General features: G+C 63.7%; 16 protein-coding genes. All 16 read right to left on the bottom strand.

Annotated elements, in window-relative coordinates; all coding sequences use genetic code 11:
• Positions 1-27: 27 nt before the first annotated feature.
• The 16 genes from BMZ79_RS01825 to BMZ79_RS01750 all read right to left on the bottom strand — a co-directional run bounded on the left by BMZ79_RS01825 (position 28) and on the right by BMZ79_RS01750 (position 18,123).
• Positions 28-2,028: an endonuclease MutS2 gene (locus tag BMZ79_RS01825; RefSeq protein WP_090636047.1), complete on the bottom strand. Its 2,001-nt coding sequence runs from the start codon at positions 2,026-2,028 to the stop codon at positions 28-30.
• A 471-nt stretch (positions 2,029-2,499) separates the two neighbouring features.
• Complete coding sequence (locus tag BMZ79_RS01820) at positions 2,500-3,273, bottom strand: MBL fold metallo-hydrolase (protein ID WP_256252508.1); 774 nt, start codon at positions 3,271-3,273, stop codon at positions 2,500-2,502.
• 91 nt (positions 3,274-3,364) lie between these two features.
• Complete coding sequence (locus BMZ79_RS01815) at positions 3,365-4,033, bottom strand: GNAT family N-acetyltransferase (RefSeq protein ID WP_090636046.1); 669 nt, start codon at positions 4,031-4,033, stop codon at positions 3,365-3,367.
• Between the two features lie 20 nt (positions 4,034-4,053).
• Positions 4,054-4,731 carry a GNAT family N-acetyltransferase gene (locus BMZ79_RS01810; protein WP_090636044.1) on the bottom strand — a complete coding sequence of 226 codons (678 nt, stop codon included), beginning with the start codon at positions 4,729-4,731 and terminating at the stop codon, positions 4,054-4,056.
• A gap of 37 nt (positions 4,732-4,768) precedes the next feature.
• On the bottom strand, positions 4,769-5,632 hold the full coding sequence (locus BMZ79_RS01805) for a carbon-nitrogen hydrolase family protein (RefSeq protein WP_090636043.1): 864 nt from the start codon (positions 5,630-5,632) through the stop codon (positions 4,769-4,771).
• Between the two features lie 25 nt (positions 5,633-5,657).
• Positions 5,658-6,956, bottom strand: coding sequence for a HAMP domain-containing sensor histidine kinase (locus BMZ79_RS01800; protein ID WP_256252507.1), 1,299 nt, complete (start codon positions 6,954-6,956; stop codon positions 5,658-5,660).
• Between the two features lie 56 nt (positions 6,957-7,012).
• Complete coding sequence (locus BMZ79_RS01795; protein ID WP_090636040.1) at positions 7,013-7,711, bottom strand: response regulator transcription factor; 699 nt, start codon at positions 7,709-7,711, stop codon at positions 7,013-7,015.
• Between the two features lie 202 nt (positions 7,712-7,913).
• Positions 7,914-9,533 carry a serine/threonine protein kinase gene (locus BMZ79_RS01790; RefSeq protein ID WP_090636038.1) on the bottom strand — a complete coding sequence of 540 codons (1,620 nt, stop codon included), beginning with the start codon at positions 9,531-9,533 and terminating at the stop codon, positions 7,914-7,916.
• A 119-nt stretch (positions 9,534-9,652) separates the two neighbouring features.
• The gene (locus BMZ79_RS01785; protein WP_177221956.1) at positions 9,653-10,669 is read right to left on the bottom strand and encodes an SAM-dependent methyltransferase; all 1,017 of its coding nucleotides are present in this window, start codon (positions 10,667-10,669) and stop codon (positions 9,653-9,655) included.
• Positions 10,666-11,448 carry an ABC transporter ATP-binding protein gene (locus BMZ79_RS01780; RefSeq protein ID WP_090636036.1) on the bottom strand — a complete coding sequence of 261 codons (783 nt, stop codon included), beginning with the start codon at positions 11,446-11,448 and terminating at the stop codon, positions 10,666-10,668. The genes BMZ79_RS01785 and BMZ79_RS01780 overlap by 4 nt, the downstream gene beginning before the upstream one ends.
• Positions 11,449-11,469: 21 nt before the next feature.
• A complete protein-coding gene (locus BMZ79_RS01775) occupies positions 11,470-11,778 on the bottom strand; it encodes a cyclic-phosphate processing receiver domain-containing protein (protein WP_090636034.1) in 309 nt (102 codons plus the stop codon).
• Between the two features lie 5 nt (positions 11,779-11,783).
• Entirely contained in the window at positions 11,784-12,617 is an 834-nt protein-coding gene (locus BMZ79_RS01770; protein ID WP_090636033.1) for a deoxyribonuclease IV, read from the bottom strand.
• A 6-nt stretch (positions 12,618-12,623) separates the two neighbouring features.
• On the bottom strand, positions 12,624-13,466 hold the full coding sequence (locus BMZ79_RS01765; RefSeq protein ID WP_090636031.1) for an Fpg/Nei family DNA glycosylase: 843 nt from the start codon (positions 13,464-13,466) through the stop codon (positions 12,624-12,626).
• A 16-nt stretch (positions 13,467-13,482) separates the two neighbouring features.
• Positions 13,483-14,310, bottom strand: a complete 828-nt coding sequence (locus BMZ79_RS01760) for a TIGR01457 family HAD-type hydrolase (protein WP_090636029.1) — start codon at positions 14,308-14,310, stop codon at positions 13,483-13,485.
• A 7-nt stretch (positions 14,311-14,317) separates the two neighbouring features.
• Positions 14,318-15,778 carry a ribonuclease H-like domain-containing protein gene (locus BMZ79_RS01755; RefSeq protein ID WP_256252506.1) on the bottom strand — a complete coding sequence of 487 codons (1,461 nt, stop codon included), beginning with the start codon at positions 15,776-15,778 and terminating at the stop codon, positions 14,318-14,320.
• A gap of 95 nt (positions 15,779-15,873) precedes the next feature.
• On the bottom strand, positions 15,874-18,123 hold the full coding sequence (locus BMZ79_RS01750; RefSeq protein WP_090636027.1) for a DEAD/DEAH box helicase: 2,250 nt from the start codon (positions 18,121-18,123) through the stop codon (positions 15,874-15,876).
• Positions 18,124-18,241: the final 118 nt, after the last annotated feature.

Raw genomic sequence — 18,241 nt, 5'->3', positions numbered from 1 at the left:
GCGCTTTCTTCGGCGCCGCCCTCTCCGCTACTTTTCTTTATCCTCCGACGGCGATTCGATCGTCAAGCCGGGCACGTATTTGCGCCGCATGAGGTTCCGCTTCTTCCGGTTCTCCTTGGATTCGAACACGATGTCAAGGTCGTAGGCGCCTCCGGGATACAGCTCGGTATTCGCGATGTACAGCGACAGCCGTTTCCGGTTGAACGTCATCTTCGTCTTCTGCACCTGCACGACGACGTCGCCGCGTTCGTCCGCCGTCCGGTAGACGATGCCCGTTCGGCGGAGCGGATAGATCCAGACGCAGTCGCCGACCTCTAACGGCCGCTTCGCCTTCGGTTCTTCCTCCGGCGCATTCGGCGCTTCGTCCGAGGCGGCGCCGGCGACGTTGCCAGGCTGCTTCGAACGCTCCGGCCTCTTCGCCGAACCTTGGCTTCGCGACGGCGAATCCGCCAAAGCGACGTAAGGAACGGCTGGGTCCGCGTCCGCGTCTCCGCCGGTCCGGACCGCGGTCTTCGCCCGCTGCTCCGCTCGTTTCACCACGGCTTCCGGCAGGCCGAACCGCCGGGCGATCGCGAAGGCGAAGCTGTCTCCGGCTTCGCCGATCTCCAGCCGGTAGAGCGGCCTCAGCGACTCGGGATCGAACGTCATCCGCGCGTTCGTGCAGCCCGGCACGAGCGAGGCGAATCGTTTGATCTCGTTGAAATGCGTCGTCGCCGCCACCAGCGCTCCCCGCTGCAGCAGCTCCTCCAGCACCGCGATGGACAGCGCGATGCCTTCTCCCGGATCCGTGCCGGCCGCCAGTTCGTCGAGCAGCAGAAGCGATCGGCCGTTCGCCGCGCGCAGCATGCCGCTTAACGCGTCCATATGCGCGGAGAACGTGCTGAGCGACTGCTCGATGCTCTGCCCGTCGCCGACGTCGGCCAGGACATGCTCGAACAGTCCCATCTCCGTGCCCCGCTCCGCCGGAAGCAGCAGCCCCGCCTGGCCCATCAGGGCGAACAGGCCGATCGTCTTGAGCGCGACCGTCTTTCCGCCCGTATTCGGCCCCGTAATGATCAGCTGCCGCCATGCTGCGCCGATCTCGACCGTCAGGGGCACCGCCTTCTCGCCGAGCAGCGGATGCCGCGCGCCGACCAAGCGGACGAGCGGCCGGTCGACGAGCGCCGGCGCGATGCCGTCGTACGTCCGGGCAAGCTTGCCGCGCGCGAAGATAAAATCGAACGACGCCATCGCCTCCATGTTCCACCGGAACGCCGCGGCATGCGCTTCCGCCAGGTCCGACAGCCCCGATAAAATGTGCGTCCGCTCGCGCTCCTCCTCGCTCTGCCACAGCTGCAGCTCGCCCTGCAAGTCCGCCACGTCGGCCGGTTCCACGAACAGCGTCTGGCCGCTCGCCGATTCGTCCCATACCGTACCCGGCACTTGACGCCGAAGCTCGCGCTTGACGGGAATGACGAAACGGCCGTTTCGCCTGCTGACGAGCTGCTCCTGCAGCGCGCTCTTATACTTGCCGAGCAGTTGATTGAGCCTGCGCTCGATCCGGTCTTCGGCAACGGCGATATGACGCCGGATGTCGCCCAGCTCGGGGCTCGCCTGGTCGGTCAGCCGTCCGTGCCGGATGCAGCGGTCCAGCTCCCGGACGAGCTCCGGGCAGTCCTGCATGGAATCGGCGTACCCGCTGATCGTCGGCGCCGTCATCCGCTTCCCGTCCATGTAGCGCTTCATTTGCGCCACGGACGTCAGCCAGAGCGCGAGCTGGCCGAGCTCGTGCTCCGTGTAGATTTTGCCTTTGCCGAGCAGCGCCAAGAACGGCCCGATGCCCTCCATCGCGGACAGCGGTACGCTCGCGCCGGTCGCGAGCAGCGAGGCCGCCTCTTCCGTTTCCTTCAGCCAGGCCGCCGCTTGCTTGAAGTGCCGGCTCGGCTCCAGCCGGTCGACGAGCGCCCTTCCCGCATCCGAGACCGTATATTCGGCCAGCTTCGCTTTGATTTTATGGAATTCCAAAGCCGTCATCGTCGTGTGATTCATTGTACACCCATCCTCTTTTCCGATTTGAAGTTCAGATGAAAATAGAAAAAGGGACGGAAAGCGCATAAACGCATTCCGTCCCCTGTGGGATCGACGGTTCTTCAGGCGGCGTTCCATTTCTCGCGAGAAATGGAACGCCGGCATGAAAAAAGCGTGCTCGAAGAGCACGCTCAATTACCGTCCTGCAGCAGGCGGGAAATGGGTCATGTTCTTAACTCATTGGCGACGAGAACGCGGAAGTGGGAATGACGAGACAGACCTGCCGCTAAGCGGTCAAGGCGTCGTTCGATCATGCTCTAAAAATTCGCGCTTTCGTCCCTGGCGGCCGTCGGCCCCAGGTCATATCCAATTAGAAGTTAAGAACACCGACACGCATCAAAATTTCCCCTTGCTGGTTAAAGTTATTTTCATCATAACGGTTGGACGCCGCAAAAGTCAAGCAGGGTTCCGCCTATTCCGGATCGGCTAGGCCTACACCGTAATCGTCTGTCCGGTCCGCGCGAACGCCGTACCGGCCGGCAGGCCGTAATCGCGGCCGACGTCGATGTCGTGCGACATGTGCGTGAACAGCGTGCGTCCGGGCTTCAACCGTTCGAGCAGCGCCAGCGCCTCGCGGACGTCGTAGACGGAACGGGTCTCGAACGCGTACGGTTCCTCGTAGAAGCTCGTGCCGAGAATCAGCACGTCGAGCCCGCGGAGCGGCTCCAGCTCTTCGTCCGACAGCGCGATGGCGTCGGAGCAGTACGCGAAGCTGCGTCCCGTCGCGGCATGATCGAAGCGGTAGGCATACGCATAGCCGTTCTTGCCGTGCTTGACCTTCCAGCAGAACGCCTTCCAACCGCCGAACGTCAGCTCGCCGCCGATCGGCACGAACGCGATTTGCCTGGACAGCCACGGAAAACGAACGAGAATCTCCTCGATCGTGTCCGGCATCGCGTACGCCGTTCCTCGGCGCCCGAGCCACCGGCACATGTCCGCGTATTCCGGCAGCCCGGCGATATGGTCGAAATGGGCGTGGGTGATCAAGACGGCGTCGAGCTGCCGAAGCCCCGCGGCTTCCATGCCGCGGCGCCAATCCGGACCGCAGTCGATCAGCAGCGTGCCGGTCCCTTCGTCCTCCAGCCGGACGAGCGAGCGAAAACGGCGGTTGGTACCGCCGCTCCTCGCTTCCTCGCAAACCGGACAAGCGCAGTAGACGCGCGGAACGCCCATGGCGTCGCCCGTTCCCCAAAACGTGATTTTCATGCTGCGATACTCCTTTTGCATCACCTTGCCGAGAATGACCCGCGAGCCGCTCCGGTACTGCGTGCGACGCGGGCGCGGCAAAGGCGCGAGATTATAACGGCAGCAGGCGCAGCTTGTCCTGCGTCTTCAACCGTTCCATCATCGCGTACCATTCCTCCGGCTTGTTCGGCAGCGCCGAGTAGTACCGGGTCAGAAACGCCGTCACGAGCGAGGCATCGAGCTCCGTCCGGTTCTCGTCGGCGGGCAGGAAGCTCAGATTGAGGCCGCCGACCGCCGAACCGTCCTCTTCCCAGGACGGGTGGACGTACGGGAAATCCAGGCGCATGTAGCCGATATGCGAGAGCACTTCCCGGCGCACGTACGGATTCATCGGATAGATGCCTCCGAATTCGTAGCTTGCCTGCGTCGGATCGTAGATCTCCGCGAACATGCCGAGCGAGACGGTTCCGCTCTCCGCCGCCAGCCGCTGCAAGTCCCGCTCGCGGTTGCGAAGCAGGAAACGGCCGATGCCGAGTCCCGGACGGCCGACGATCGTGAAGTCCGTCATCGCGACCCGCAGGTCCGGATAATAGCGGTACTCGGTCGTGCCGACGACTTCGCCTTCGTGCACGGCGACGTAGACGTGGATCGTCTCGTCTTCCAGCGGCGCGCGCCACTTCTCGAACGCCAGCACTTCCTCCGGCGGGAATACCGTCTTCATCAGGTCGTGCATCTTGGCGAACAACGGGTGGTCAATGGATTGAATGCGTATGTAGTCCATGGTTTCGCTCCTTCGGTCTGTTAATGGACGCCCTCTCCGGGTAAAAAGGGGTTGCGCCACTCCATGAGCGCGGCGTAATCGCGCGATTCTTCGTCGTCCAGATAGCCGGCGACGGTTCCGATCGGCATCCGGCCGCAGCGAAGCAGGAAGGTGATGACGGGATCCCGGTACCGGCCCGCGACGATGCCCGCCAAGTAGTCGTCCGGCGCCACCTCGTCCGCGTGCCGGTGATAGCTCGGCATCCTTCCGCCGCCAAGCAGCCGTTTGAGTCCGAGATGGACGACCGTCTCGTACATGCTCTGCATGAGCCATTTGCCGATGCCGGCCTTGCGCATCTCCGGAACGACGCAGATGTCCGCGATGTAGAGCGTGTCGCCGCCGGGATCGTGCGTGCGGATATAGCCGCGGTCGGTGACGGTCTCCCAGCGATGATCGCCGCGGAGCGCGTCGCCGTTCACGACAAGCCCCGTCATCGAACCGATCAGCTTGCCGTCGTGCTCCGCGCATAACGCGCCTTCGGGGAATCGCGTCACGTGCTCGCGGAGCTGCGCCTCGTTCCACCACAGCTCGGCCGGGTACGGCGGCGGGAAACACAGCTTCTGAATCTCGATCATGCCCGAAAAATCGGAAAACGTATAATTGCGAATGACGATTTCGATCGGATTGCCGTTCAAGAAGACGATCATTTGCTTGCGCATCGCGGTTGCTCCTCCTTCGCGCGAACGGACCGGGGGATCAGGACCAGTCGCCGTACAGATCGGTGCGCCTGTCGCGCCACGTCGTGACGGAGCCGGCAGCCCGAACGTCGTGCAGGAGGCGGACGTCGACGTCCGCGACGACGAGCATGTCGTCGTTAATGACGCCTTCCGTCAGAATGCCGGCCGGCGGGAACGGAATGTCGTTCGGCGAGATGACCGCCGCCTGCCCGAAGTTCGCCCGCATGAAGTCGACCTTCCGGAGCGAGCCGACCGTGCCGGTCGTGACGATGTATACTTGATTCTCGACGGCGCGCGCGTGGCAGCAGTAGCGCACGCGGTAGAAGCCGTGGCGGTCGTCGGTGCAGGACGGGCAGAATATGATATCCGCTCCCTTGGCTCTCGCCATCCGGACGATCTCCGGAAACTCGATGTCGTAGCACGTCAGCATCGCGATCGTGCCGAACGGCGTGTCGAACACCTCGAGCCCTTCGCCGGGCGACATGTTCCATTCTTCCCGCTCCGTCGGCGTCATGTGCAGCTTCGCCTGCTTCTCCACGCGGCCGTCCGGATAGAACAGATGCGCGGCGTTGTTCAGCTTGCCGCCTTCCGCCGCGACGACGTGCGTGCCGCCGATGATATGGACGCCGTATTCCGCCGCCAGCGACCGGAACAGCGCGATGTAGGCGTCCGTGAATTCCGGCAGCCGGCCGATCGGCAGCGCGGCGCCCGTCCCGTCCCCGATGGAGAGCAGCTGCGTCGTGAAAAATTCCGGGAACAAGATCACCTGCACCCCGTATTCGGAGGCGTTCCGGACGTAATGCCGGACTTGGAACGCGAATTGATCGAAGCCGTCGATGTCGGCCAGCTTATACTGCACGGCGCAGACGCGGATGCCGCTCATGGTACCCTCTCCCTTTTACCTGACGCTATTTTTTTTGCGGGATCGCGATCGAGATCGTCGTGCCCTGGTCGGGCTTGCTGAACACGTCGATTTGGCCTTCGTGGAGGTCGACGATCCGTTTGGCGATGGACAAGCCGAGGCCGACGCCCCCGGTCGAACGGCTTCTGGCGCCGTCCACCCGGTAAAACCGCTCGAACAAGTACGGCATCTCTTCCTCCGGAATGCCGATGCCTTTGTCCGAGACCGAGAACCGGACGACGTTCTTGTGCAGCGCGATGTTGATGTCGATCGGTTCCTTGCTGTATTTGATGGCGTTATCGAGCAAAATGACCAGCAGCTGGCGGATTTTCTCCTTGTCGGCGTTCATCCGGATATCCTGCTTGCCCGTCGTGTGGACGCGGATCATCCGCTGGAACGTCATATGCAGCATGTCCGCCGTCTCGTCGGCCAGCTGCACCAGATTGAACGTCTCCCGCTGGAGCCAATCCTCCTGCTCCGCCTGCGCGAGCTGCAGCATGGACTTCGTCAGATTCTGCAGCCGCGTCGATTCCTTGCTGATCGCTTCGATCGCTTCGTCGCGAATGCTCGCGTCGTCCCGGCCCCAGCGCTTCAGCATGCCGGCATAGCTGGTGATGACCGTGATCGGCGTCTTCAGCTCGTGCGACGCGTCGGCGACGAACTGCTTCTGGCGATCGAACGTCCGCTCGAGCCGATCGACCATCTGGTTGAACGCCCGGGCGAGCTGCAGCAGCTCCGCGGATTGGTCGCGCTCGGCGAGCTCGATTTTGCGCAGCTTGCCGCTCCGGTCGATTTCCCGCATCGTCTGCACCATGTGCTGAATCGGCGACGTGAGGCGGGACGTGAACCAATACGTCCCGAAGATGGCGAATAGAATCGCCCCGATGCTCGTGATCGTCAGCGCGATGACGAGTACTTTCAAGTAGCTGTCGAGCAGCGTCAGCTTGCGGTACAGCTCCAGCGTGCCGATGATTTCGTTGTTATGGAAGAGCGGCACCTTCATGTAGAGCACGCGCCGCCCGTCGATGAAGAACATGCCCGTATCGTGCCGCGTGGTGAAATCGGGCTTCAGCGCGAGCAGCTCCGGGTCGGAGCCCTGCGTGTTGACCACTTTCCCGTTGACGTCCACGACGCGCATCAGTTCGCTGACGTTGTAGTAATCCCGCAGCAAATCGGCGTTCGACAGCTGGGTCGGGTCGTTGATCCGGGGATCCTCGAGCAGAATGTTCACTTTGTTCGTGAGCAGCTGGTCCTCGCTGCGGATCGTGATTTTGATGACGAACAAGTAGACGAAGATATTAAACAAGATTAAAATGAAAATAAGCCAAAAAATAGTAAAAAACGTAAATCGGCGGCGAAGCGTCATGCATCCGGCTCCTTCAGCATGTATCCGACGCCGCGGACCGTATGAATCAGTTTATGGCGATAGCCTTTATCGACCTTCTGCCGCAAATACCGGATGTAGACGTCCACCAAATTCGTTTCCCCGATAAAATCGTAGCCCCACACTTCGGATAAAATGTCCTCGCGGGATTTCTCTTCGTTCCGATGCTCCGCCAAATAGACGAGCAGCTCGAACTCGCGCGGCGTGAGCTCGATCGGCAGATCCTTGCGGAACACCTTGCGCGTGCGCAGCTCGATCGACAAATCCGCGGCCTTCAGCACGTCGGGGCTCTCCGGCTCCTTCGGCTGCTGCTGGAAGATCCGCAGCAGGTTGCGCACCCGCGCGAGCAGCTCCTCCATGGCGAATGGCTTCGTTATATAATCATTGGCCCCGTGCTCGAATCCGCTCACTTTATCCGGAATCGTATCGCGGGCCGTCAAGAGAATGATCGGAATCGGATTGCCCGCCTGCCGGATGCGCCGCAGCACCTCGATGCCGTTCAGCTCCGGCAGCATCACGTCCAGCAGCAGCATGTCCCATTCGCCGTTCGTCGTCTGCTCCAGTCCGCTTCTGCCGTCCGCCGCGCGGCCGACGATATAGCCCTCGTGTTCCAGCTCGAGTTGAAGAATCCGCGCGATGCCGTCCTCGTCTTCGATGACGAGAATGCGTTCGTTCATACGCCTTTGCACCTACTTTGCTCTAATCTGTATCCGGGTTCCCGGCGAACCCTTCCCATAATCATAATGAAGCATGTCCGCCATTGCAAGCGTCTTCGGCACGCCCGCGCCAAGTCAAGACCGCGTATTAAGGCGCGTCCTTTCTGCGCTTCCCTCGCAACCGCACGTCCCTCATTGTATCACATGAAGCGCCCCGCGGGGCTTATACCGACGCGGAAATCGCCTGCAGCACGGGCTGCAGCGACCGTTCCAGCAAGGGCTGCCACTTCCGGTGCGCGGTGGCCCATTTTCCCGACCAAATCTGATCCGCCCAGGCTTCCGCGGGCAGCAGCGGTATGGAGCAGCCGGGCTTCGCCGGCATCGCCTCGAGCCAGTCGCCGCGGGCGCCGAACTTGCCGTCCTTGTTGGCGATCCAGTACGTTCTGCGGCCCGCCAGCTCCCGCTCGCAGCAGATCCGTTTCGCGGCGGCCAGCCGCTCGACCGTCCATTTGGCCGGGAACGGATCGGCCACGAACAGCAGCATATCGCACGACGCCAGCTGTTCCGCCATCTCCGGCGACAGCCACCGGCTGGACACGTCGGTCAGCACGATCGGCGCTTCGATCGCCTGCAGCATCAGCCGGTGCTTGAGCTGCAGCTCCGCGTCCTGCCCGGCTGCCGCGTGGACCGCGGGCTCCAAGCGGTACCAGGTCGTCCTTCCGGAAGGCGAGGCCGTCGCCGCATACCTCCGGTCGGGGCTGTCAGCCAACCGTCCGCCGGCCCGACCCTTGCCTGCATCGGGCAGCAGGGCATGCCATTCCGGCTCCAACGCGGGATGTTCCACGGCCGCCGCAGGCGGATACGCCGGGCGATCGAGCAAATGCCCGAGCGTGATCGCCGTGAACGTCGCGCCGGCCCCGGGCGACAAGGAAGCGACGACCACCGACAGCCGGCGCGAAGCCGCTTGCCTGCCATGCGCCGCAAGCGGCTGCCGATCCGCTGCGCCTGCTGCGCGTTCGTTCACGTTCAGGCAAGCCGCGAGCGCCTGCCGGGCTTCTTCCATGGACGGATAGCGCAGCGCGGGCACGGGATCGGTCATCCGGGCGATGACGGCGACCAAGGCTTGCGGCCCGCCAAGCAGACCGCCCATGATCGGCGCGCCTCCGCCCGCCGGCCCGCGGCCCAGCTTGATCCCGCCCGCAAGCAAATAATAGAGCAGCGCGCCGAGGCCGTACACGTCCGTCCGCGCGTCGCTCTGGCGGTCGCCTTCCTGCTCCGGCGCCGCGAAGCCCGGCGTGCCCAGCGTGACCGTGTCCTTCGCCTGCCCCGGCTTGAATTCGCGGGCGATGCCGAAGTCGATCAGCCGCACGAACCCGCCGCGGTCCATCATCACGTTCGTCGGCTTCAAATCGCGGTGGATGATCGCGGGCCGCTGGCCGTGCAGATAGTGGAGCGCCTCGGCCAGCTGAAGGCCGATCCCGACGACGTTGGCCGCGGGCACGACGCCGCCCTGTCGTTCCACATACGCCTGCAGCGTCATCCCGTCGATGTAATCCATGACCATCAGCTCGCAGCCGTCATGCTCTTCCGGCGGAAAATAGTCCACGATCAGCGGCAGATGCGGATGGTTCAACCGCATGAGCAGCGCCGCTTCCTCCGCGCCGCGGAAGCCCGTTCCGGCGCTCGACCGGTTCGCCTTCAAAGCGCGAATTTTGCCGTGGAGCCGCGTATCCTCCACCGTGTACACCTCGCCCATCCCGCCTTTGCCGATCAAACCGTGGATGCGGTAACGCCCGCCGATCAGCGTACCGCTCGCAAAAGCTTCTTCCCGTTCGTTGTTCATCCTGAAGCTGCCTCCGTTCAACGTCAAAAAAGCAACCCGAACGAACGGACCGACGGTCCGTGCGATCAGGATGCTTTCCTGCGGTTTCCTTATATTCGTAAAGCGAGGTTATGAACGCGTCAGCGTTTCGCCATATAGATCGTCATTTCGTCGCGATTGTGGAACAACTGCTTCGCCTTGCGCAGCTCGAACGCCGTCTCCAGCTTCGCGATCACGTCCCGGATCGTCTGCAGCGGCTTCTTGTGCATCAGCTTGATCGTGATGACCGCCACCGCGCCTTCCCGGAGCGCGTCGGTTTTCTCGAGCACCAGCTTGGCCATCTGCATCGGGCTCCAGCTCATGTCGCAGACGAGCAGATCGAAGGAGCCTTGCGCGAACGTCACGTCCGAGGCGTTCTTCTTAAGCGCCGTCAGCCGCGGATACCCGTCCAGCTTCGGATGAAGCTCCGCCGGGTCGATCGCCGTGACGCGCAGCCCGCGCTCCAGGAGCAGCTGCGTCCACCCGCCCGGCGCGGCGCCGATGTCGAGCGCGTCCCGGAACGTCTCGAAATGAAGGTCGAACGCGCGCTCGGCCTCCAGCAGCTTGAATTTCGCGCGCGAGATCTGCCCTTCCTCGCGCTGGAACCGGACGGCGCCGCCCGGCCAATCGGACAGCTGCTCGGCCGGCGTTCCCCAGCCGACGTACAGCTCGTCCGTCCCGGCGAAGACGGACAGGATCTGCTCCGGCGCCTGCATCGTCGTCTCCCCGCCCAGTTCCATGATCACCGCTTCCAGCACCGTCTTCGTGTCGGCGGCGGAGTACCGATAGCGCGATCCGTCGACTTTGCGCAGATGAATCGCGGTCGAGCCGGACGCGCAGCGCGCGCGGGCGTGCCGGACGAGCTCCGACAGCGCCTGCAGATCGTCCGCGTTGCCTTGAATCGGCAGGATGCGGTCGATCGCCTGGATATGCCGCAAAAAGATCGGCTCGTTCGTCCGGAGCAGGTCGACCATCGCTTCGCGGCTCAGCGGAACCTCCATCCGAAACGTCTCGCCGGCGATGAGCTGCGTAAATTTAAGGCCTTGAATCATTCTGCGAAGCTCTTCCATCGCCAGCGAGGCGAAGCCATGGTTCGCGGTTCCTATCCATTCCGTCACTGCGTCTTTCCTCCCGGTAATGCCCGAATCCACGGGCGGTCATTTGCCCAATTCACCTCGACCGGCCAGTCGTAGGCGGCCGAGAGCCATTCGGCGCTCAGCACGTCCTTCTTCGGTCCGGCCGCGACGATCTCCCCGTTCTGCACGAGCGCGACATGCGTGAACAGCGGGATGATTTCCTCCATGTGATGGGTCACGTAGACGACCATCAGTTCGCGCCGGCTGAGCTGACCGAGGTCGATCAGCAGCTTCTCGCGCTCGTACAGGTCGAGGCCCGCGCACGGCTCGTCCATGATCAGGAGCTTCGGCTCCTGCATGAGCGCCCGGGCGAGCAGCACCTTTTTCCGCTCTCCCTGCGACAGCGAACCGAGCGACTGCTCGGCGGTATGCGCCATCCCTACCTGCTCCAGCAGGGACAGCGCTTTTTGCCGGACGGCTTCGTCGATCTCCTGATAGAAGCGCAGGAACGCGTATTCGCCGGTCGCGACGACTTCCCATACCGGGTCCCGCAGCGTCAGCTTCTCCATGATGGACTGGCTGATGTAGCCGATCTCCTTGCGTACCTCGCGCACGTCGCACTCGCCGTAACGGTTGCCGAGCACGTCGATCGTGCCGGACGTCGGAAACTCGTAGCCGTTCATCATTTCGAGCAGCGTCGTCTTGCCGCAGCCGTTGCGCCCGAGAACGACCCAATGCTCCCCTTTGTTCATCCGCAGATTGACGCCGTTCAGAATTTGCCGTTCCCCGCGGCGGAACGTGATGTTTTGCAGCGTGATCAAGCTTTGGTCCCCTCCCCCAAATTACGCTTGTTTCATCGGTCCGTGGTGGATGGCCACGTCCGGCGGCGCGTGCCGTGTCAGCAAATGGATCATGCCGATCCGGCCCGCGGCGCTCGACGTATGAAAATAACAGCTCCGCGGATAAGGCCCGCTGTCCACGATGTACTGCACCACGGCGAGGCCGTTCGGCTGGCCCCACCCCAGCTCGTAATCGAGCGACAGCACGTCCACTTCCTCGTGCTCCAGCAGCAGGATGCACTCCGCCGCCGACTTCGCGAGCACGAACCCCTTCGGGCACGGCCGGTAATCGTCCAAATAGACGTTGATCATGCGGCTCACGCGCCTCCCATTCGCCGGATTAGCGCCAATTGCTCCCGATGCGTGCCGTCCTTCCCCGAAGGCGTCTCCAACACGAACGGCGTGTCCGCGAGCAGCGGATGACGCAGCAGCCATGCCAAGCCTGGCTCCCCGATATGGCCCTCGCCGATGACCGCGTGGCGGTCCCGCTTCTCGCCGCTCGGATAGACGGAGTCGTTCAAGTGGATGGCCGCGAGATGCTCGATGACGCCGAGCGCTTGCGCCTTCCGCAGCCAATCGGCGTCCGGGCTTCCGTCCCACGTCCCGCTCGCGAACAAATGGCAAGTGTCGAGGCAAAACCCGATGTTCCGGTTGTCCTTGCACAACCCGCGAATCTGGGCGAGCTCCTCCATCGTCGTGCCCATGAAGGTATGATCGCCCGCCTGATTCTCGATCAGCAGCTTGGCCTTGCCGCTCCACTGCTGCGAGACGGCGCTCAGCGTCACGACCGCGTTGCGGTACCCTTCCAGCGGGTCCGGCCCCTTGTAGACGCCGAAATGCACGACGACGCCGAGCGAGCCGCACGCCTCGGCGATCTCGAGATCGTTCAGCAGCGAGAGCACGGTCTGCGCGCGATGATCGGCGTCCTCCGAGGCGACGTTGGTCGGGTACGGCGAATGCGCGATCGAGACGATGCCCCGTTCCGCGCAGAATTCGGCGCAGCGCAGCGCCTCCGCGCGGTCGAAGCTCTTGACCGCCAGGCTCCGCGGATTCTTCGGAAAATATTGATAGGCTTCCGCGCCGAACGCCGCCGCTCTTCTCGCGGCCTCGCGGTAGCCCCCTTTGGTCGATACGTGAAAACCGGCGCGCATCCGGGATTACCGTTCCTTCTGACAGGACGGGCAGAAGAACAGCTTGCGCGAATTGAGCTCCGTCTGCACGATCTCGCTTCCGCAGCGCGGGCAGGCTTCCCCGCCCCGGTCGTAGACGCGGCAGTGATCGTTATAGCCGCCCGTCACCGTATCGCCCTCCGTCAACGGCAGCTCCATGTACCCGCCCTTGGCGACCGCGTCGTTCAACACCGCGTGCATGGCGCCGTAGAGGCGCTCCCAGCTCGCCGGCTCGATGTCGGCCAGCTTGGCGTCCGGGCGCACTTGCGCCTCGAACGCGATTTCGTCCGCGTAGCAGTTGCCGATGCCGGCGATGACGTGCTGATCGACGAAGGCCGTCTTGAACGAGCCCCGTTTCCCTTTGAACCGCGCCTTGAAGGCGTCCGGGGTCAACCGCGGATCGAACGGCTCGGGTCCCAGGTCCGCCAGGCGCGCGAGCGTCTCCTTCACGGTCAGGAGATGAAGATAGCCCAGCCTCAGGCCGATGAAGCACAAGTCCCCCGCGGGAAAACCGAGCGTCACCTGCACCGAGCGGTCCGGCCGTTCGGGCGGCAGCCCTTCCGGCGTCAGCAGCGTATGCGATTCGTACCGGATCAGGCCGCCCAGCATCAGATGCAGCAGCAGCCGCTTGCCGTTGTCGAGGTGGAAGAGCAGCATTTTGCCCCGCCGCTCCACGAACCACACGGTCCGGCCGAGGAGCTCGCGCTCGAACGTCTCGACCGGCACGTTGATGGATTTCGGCCGCGTCACGTCGACCTTCGTAATGGGCTGGCCGGCGATGCGTTCCGCCAGCAGCCTGCGATAATGTTCCATTTCCGGATATTCCGGCATGCCTACAACTTCCTTCCTATCGGCTCTCTCTCTGCCTTGTCAGCCGGCGATGCAGCCACTCCCGCAAACGGTGCAAATCGTCGATGATCTCGTTCGCCTCGCAGTCGGCCGACGCGAGCAGCTCTTTATAATTGTCGGCCGCAGCCAGCCCGGTTAATACCAGGACGGACGAACATCCGACGGATTTTCCCGCGGCGATGTCGGTCGCCGGATTATCGCCGATGACCCAGGTTTCGTTCGGCTCCAAGCCCAACCGGTCCAGCGCGTAACGCATCCCGATCGGAGACGGCTTGCCGATGACGACCGGCTCGACGCCCGAAGCCGCCCGCAGCATGGCGCCGATCGAACCGGCGCCCGGAACGAGCCCGTGATCCGAAGGCAGCAGCAGATCGGGATTGGTCAAAATATACGGCGCGCCGCCGCGAATATGCCGGACGGCGGCGGCGGCTTTCTCATATGTAAACGCCCGGTCGATCCCTTGGACGACCAGCTCCGGTTCGTCCTCGACCGGGCGCAGGCCCGCTTCCTCCAGCGCGGCGATCAAGCCGGCCTCGCCGATCGCGTGCACCCGCGCGCCGGGCTGCCGTTCCGCGATATAGGCGGCGGCGGCTTGCGCGGACGTGCAGACGTCCTCCGGCTCCGCAGGAATGCCCATGCCGTTCAGCCGCTCCGCGACGACGGCGGGCGTCGCGGATGAATTGTTCGTGACGAACAAATAGCGGACGGCCTCTTCCTTCAACGTCCGGACGAAGTCGTCCGCGCCGGGAATCATCCGGCCACCGCGGTACAGCGTGCCGTCCAGGTCAATCAACAAACCGCGAAGGCGGCCGGCGCCCTGTCCCATATGTCGTTCACCCCTTCGATCGTTTCAGGCGCAGGCGGTCGATCCGCTTGCGGATCAGGTCCAGCTCGCCCGGCCGCTTGCCGCGCGCGCGCAGGCCCGCGCGGCGTCCGGCCGCCAGCTCGAACGCTTGCTCCGCCAGCTGCAGCGCGCGTTCCAATTCTTTCGTTTTGTGCTCGTAATACATCGCAAGCTCGATATGCGCCTCGTAGTCCGGCAACACCGCGTCCCCGGACGTACGGACAGCCTTCTGCCACAATAACACAGCGCGTGACCAATTGCCACATTTCTTGTCGCGCTCCGCGAGCAGGCACAGGCCCCGGTAGGACGGCCGCGGATGCTCCGCGAACCGGACGTATAGCGGCTCGGCCAGCTCCGTCTTGCCCATCCGTTCCAGCCATAAACCGGTGCGGAGCAGCTCCTCGGCTTCCTCCGGCATCGCGACGCGCGTGCCGACCCCGCCGGCGAGAAAATGGCCGAAGCGGATCGCCAGCGCGGCAAGCGACAGCATGTCGGTCTCGTTATGCGCGAAGACGCCCCGAAGCGGCTCCGGATCGCCGTCCGCCAAATATTGAAAATAAATCGCCGGCGCCAGCGAGCCGGGCACGTCGTCCTCCCGGCTGATGCCCAGCCGATCCTCTTCGACGCGGCTCAGCTTGCACGAAGCGAGCGTGTTGCGCCAGACGGAGCGGGACGGGTGGAGCAGATCGATGTGGACGGGCTCCCACTTGAACGCGCGGTGGCCGTGCAGGATGAACCGGTTGTGCAGCACCGGCCAGTCGAAGGTCCGGCCGTTATACGTCACGAGATGCGTGAACGTCGGCAGCATGGCGCTCAAATAGCCGATCATCGCCCGTTCCTCCGCGGGATGGCGGATCAGCATCTGCTCGACGACGAACCGGTCGTCCTGCACGTACGCCAAGCCGACCATGAACGGGACATTGCCCGCGCCGACGCCGAGCCCCGTCGTCTCCAGGTCGAGAAACAGCGCGTTCCGATACCCGGAATCGTCGCCGGCCCCGAACGCGGACATCGCCTCCTGGACGCCGTGCCATTCGTCCAGCCGGTGCGCCCCGTGCCGGTGCGAGAGCGGATAGCGGGTCTCGCGCACGAGGAATTCGCCTTCGGTCGAGCTGACGAGCCGAACGCCCATCCCGCTCCACGCCGGATGAAGTTCCTCCTGCGCGGCCGGACCGCTTTCCCCGCTGACGGCGTCGCCGATGCTTCCGATGGCCGCCGCGGCTTCGTCGGCTGCAGCGCCCGCGGCGCCCCCGACGCCTTCGCCGAACGTCACGGCTTCGCCTTCTTCCCTGCCTTCGGCAGCTTCAGGTCCGTGCGCTCCGGCCGCGAAGCCCGGCGCTTCCGCACGGACCGCGTCCGCCGGCGGCTGCTCCGCCATGCCCGCCAGCCGTTCCGCCTGCGCGGCTTGGGCGCTCTTCATTCGCAGCAGCTTGTCGCGCAGCCCGCTCATGGCGCCATGTCCGCCTTGATGCGCAAAATGACATGCGATCGGCCGCGGACGGAAGACCTCTGCCGTCCCGGACGATCGCGAAGATTATCGGTCATTTACAGCCCCTCCAATACCAGCAGGCTCTTAGGCTTCGCGTCCATGCCTTCGATCTCCGACCCGATGCACGACGGGCAGCCGTCTTCGCACGGGCAGCGGCGGATGAGGTCGATCGCGGCCGCCTTCACCTCGTCGAACCGCTTGTAGACGCCGTCGGCGAGCCCGATGCCGCCGGGATAATGATCGTAGATGAAAATCGTCGGCAGGCCGGTATGGTCCGCTTTGATTTGCGAAATGACGTGCACGTCGCTGCGGTCGCACATGGCCAGCACGGGTACGATGTGGTTCATGACGTTCGCGATGCCGAGCAGGAGCTGCTCCAGCGTCTTCGTGCCAAGCCGCGTATCGACGTCCTTGAGCTCGATCCAGGTCGCGCTCGTATGCAGCTCCTGCTCCGGGAGATGAATCGGTCCCCAGCCGATGTTCTCGTTGGTGGTCAAACGGATTTTCTTGAACAGCGTCGGGAGCGCCGTAACGCTGACGTCGCCGTAATGAATGGCGCCGAGCGCGCGCTGCGCCGTCCGGTCGATCTCCAGCACCTTCGTCTGCACCGCCAGGTTGGCGTCCGTATAATACTCGACGTCCACTTCCCGCACGTACGCTTTGTTATGGTCCCAATCCAGCTTCTCGACCTGGTACTGCACCCCTTCGTGCAAGTAAATCGCTTCGTCGTGCAGCAGCGTCATGGCGCTGAATTTGTCCATCTCCCCGATGATTTTGACGTCCGCGGTCACGGACTGGTCGACGATCACCACGTTCTCCTGGGAAGCGGAGCGCAGGCTGACGTTGCTTGCCGGAAACGCCAAATTCGCCCAATAATAGGTGTCGCCCTTATGGTGCAGCACCCGCTCCTCCGTCAAATATTCCATGATGTCCGTCACGTCCAGCGGTCCGAATTCCTCGGTGCCCTTGAACGGCAGCTCGTACGCGGCGCATTTCAGATGGTCCACCAGAATCATCAGATTCTCGGGGTTGATCCGGGCATACTCCGGCGTCCGCCCGAAGAAGTAGTCCGGGTTCTGCACGATGTACTGGTCGATCGGCGTCGAACCGGCGACCATCACGATGAGCGCCTCGCCGTGGCGGCGTCCGGCCCGGCCCGCCTGCTGCCACGTGCTTGCCACGCTGCCGGGATAGCCGGTCATGACGCATACCTGCAGCTGCCCGATGTCGACGCCGAGCTCCAGGGCGTTCGTGCTGACGACGCCCAGAATCTCGCCGTCCCGCAAGCCGCGCTCGATCTCCCGGCGCTGCTGCGGCAGGTAACCGCCGCGGTAGCCGCGGATCGACTTCGCGGCCAGCTCGTTTTTGACCAGCTCCTGCAGGTGGCTCAAGATGAGCTCGACGCGCACCCGGCTGCGGGCGAACACGATCGTCTGGATTTTGTTCCTTAGAAACTCGCGGGCGAGGTGATTGACTTCGACGGTCGCGCTTTTGCGGATGTTGAGCGGCTTGTTCACGATCGGCGGGTTGTAGAAGACGAAATGCTTCCGTCCGCCGGGCGCGCCGTTGTCGTCGATCAGCCGCATCGGATTGCCCGTGAGCTGTTCCGCGAGCTCCTTCGGGTTCGCGATCGTCGCCGACGTGCAGATGAAGACGGGATCGCTCCCGTAAAACGCGCAGATGCGCTTCAGCCTCCGGATGACGTTGGCGACGTGGCTGCCGAAGACGCCCCGATAAGTATGCAGCTCGTCGATGACGACGAATTTCAAATTCTCGAACAAGCTGACCCACTTCGTATGGTGCGGCAGGATCGCCGAATGCAGCATGTCGGGATTCGTGATGACGATGTGGCCGGCTTTGCGCACGGCCTGCCGGATCGTCGGCGCCGTGTCGCCGTCGTAGGTATAGCTCTTGATGTCGATGCCCATCTCGGCGATGATTTCGTTCAGTTCGCTCTTCTGGTCCTGGGCCAGCGCCTTGGTCGGGAAAATGTACAGCGCGCGGCTCGACGCGTCCGCGGCGATCGCCTGCAGCACCGGCAGGTTGTAGCACATCGTCTTCCCGGAAGCGGTCGGCGTGACCGCGACGATGTTCTCGCCCTTGTTCACGGCCTCGAAGGCGGAATGCTGGTGCGTGTACAGCGCCTCGATGCCGCGCCTAGCCAGCGCGTCGCGGATGCGCGCGTCGACGCGGTCCGGAACCGGCCGCAGCCGGGCCTCCCGGGGTTCGATTTCATGCCAGTGGATGACGTTTTCATTATGGCGAAGCTGCTCGATCAGATCGGGCAGCGATTTTCGTTTGAACATGTGCGGCTCACCTCTTTATACGCTTTATTTTAGCGAATATCTGTTCGCTTGGCCAGCAGGAAGTGCAGCCGGGCGCGATTTCCGGGGAAACGTCCGGCGACCTCGCTTGCCCGGGCGT

The sequence above is a fragment of the Paenibacillus sp. UNC496MF genome (assembly GCF_900113915.1).
Lineage (GTDB): Bacteria > Bacillota > Bacilli > Paenibacillales > Paenibacillaceae > Paenibacillus_Z > Paenibacillus_Z artemisiicola.
The sequence above is the reverse complement of the archived record's forward strand: the minus strand, read 5'-3'. Positions and strand labels throughout refer to the sequence as shown.

What these genes read in the sequence shown, in the direction of transcription:
- BMZ79_RS01825 (WP_090636047.1), bottom strand. Translation starts at nt 2,028, where the DNA reads ATGAATCACACGACGATGACGGCTTTGGAATTCCATAAAATCAAAGCG.
- BMZ79_RS01820 (WP_256252508.1), bottom strand. Translation starts at nt 3,273, where the DNA reads ATGAAAATCACGTTTTGGGGAACGGGCGACGCCATGGGCGTTCCGCGC.
- BMZ79_RS01815 (WP_090636046.1), bottom strand. Translation starts at nt 4,033, where the DNA reads ATGGACTACATACGCATTCAATCCATTGACCACCCGTTGTTCGCCAAG.
- BMZ79_RS01810 (WP_090636044.1), bottom strand. Translation starts at nt 4,731, where the DNA reads ATGCGCAAGCAAATGATCGTCTTCTTGAACGGCAATCCGATCGAAATC.
- BMZ79_RS01805 (WP_090636043.1), bottom strand. Translation starts at nt 5,632, where the DNA reads ATGAGCGGCATCCGCGTCTGCGCCGTGCAGTATAAGCTGGCCGACATC.
- BMZ79_RS01795 (WP_090636040.1), bottom strand. Translation starts at nt 7,711, where the DNA reads ATGAACGAACGCATTCTCGTCATCGAAGACGAGGACGGCATCGCGCGG.
- BMZ79_RS01790 (WP_090636038.1), bottom strand. Translation starts at nt 9,533, where the DNA reads ATGAACAACGAACGGGAAGAAGCTTTTGCGAGCGGTACGCTGATCGGC.
- BMZ79_RS01775 (WP_090636034.1), bottom strand. Translation starts at nt 11,778, where the DNA reads ATGATCAACGTCTATTTGGACGATTACCGGCCGTGCCCGAAGGGGTTC.
- BMZ79_RS01770 (WP_090636033.1), bottom strand. Translation starts at nt 12,617, where the DNA reads ATGCGCGCCGGTTTTCACGTATCGACCAAAGGGGGCTACCGCGAGGCC.
- BMZ79_RS01765 (WP_090636031.1), bottom strand. Translation starts at nt 13,466, where the DNA reads ATGCCGGAATATCCGGAAATGGAACATTATCGCAGGCTGCTGGCGGAA.
- BMZ79_RS01760 (WP_090636029.1), bottom strand. Translation starts at nt 14,310, where the DNA reads ATGGGACAGGGCGCCGGCCGCCTTCGCGGTTTGTTGATTGACCTGGAC.
- BMZ79_RS01755 (WP_256252506.1), bottom strand. Translation starts at nt 15,778, where the DNA reads ATGAGCGGGCTGCGCGACAAGCTGCTGCGAATGAAGAGCGCCCAAGCC.
- BMZ79_RS01750 (WP_090636027.1), bottom strand. Translation starts at nt 18,123, where the DNA reads ATGTTCAAACGAAAATCGCTGCCCGATCTGATCGAGCAGCTTCGCCAT.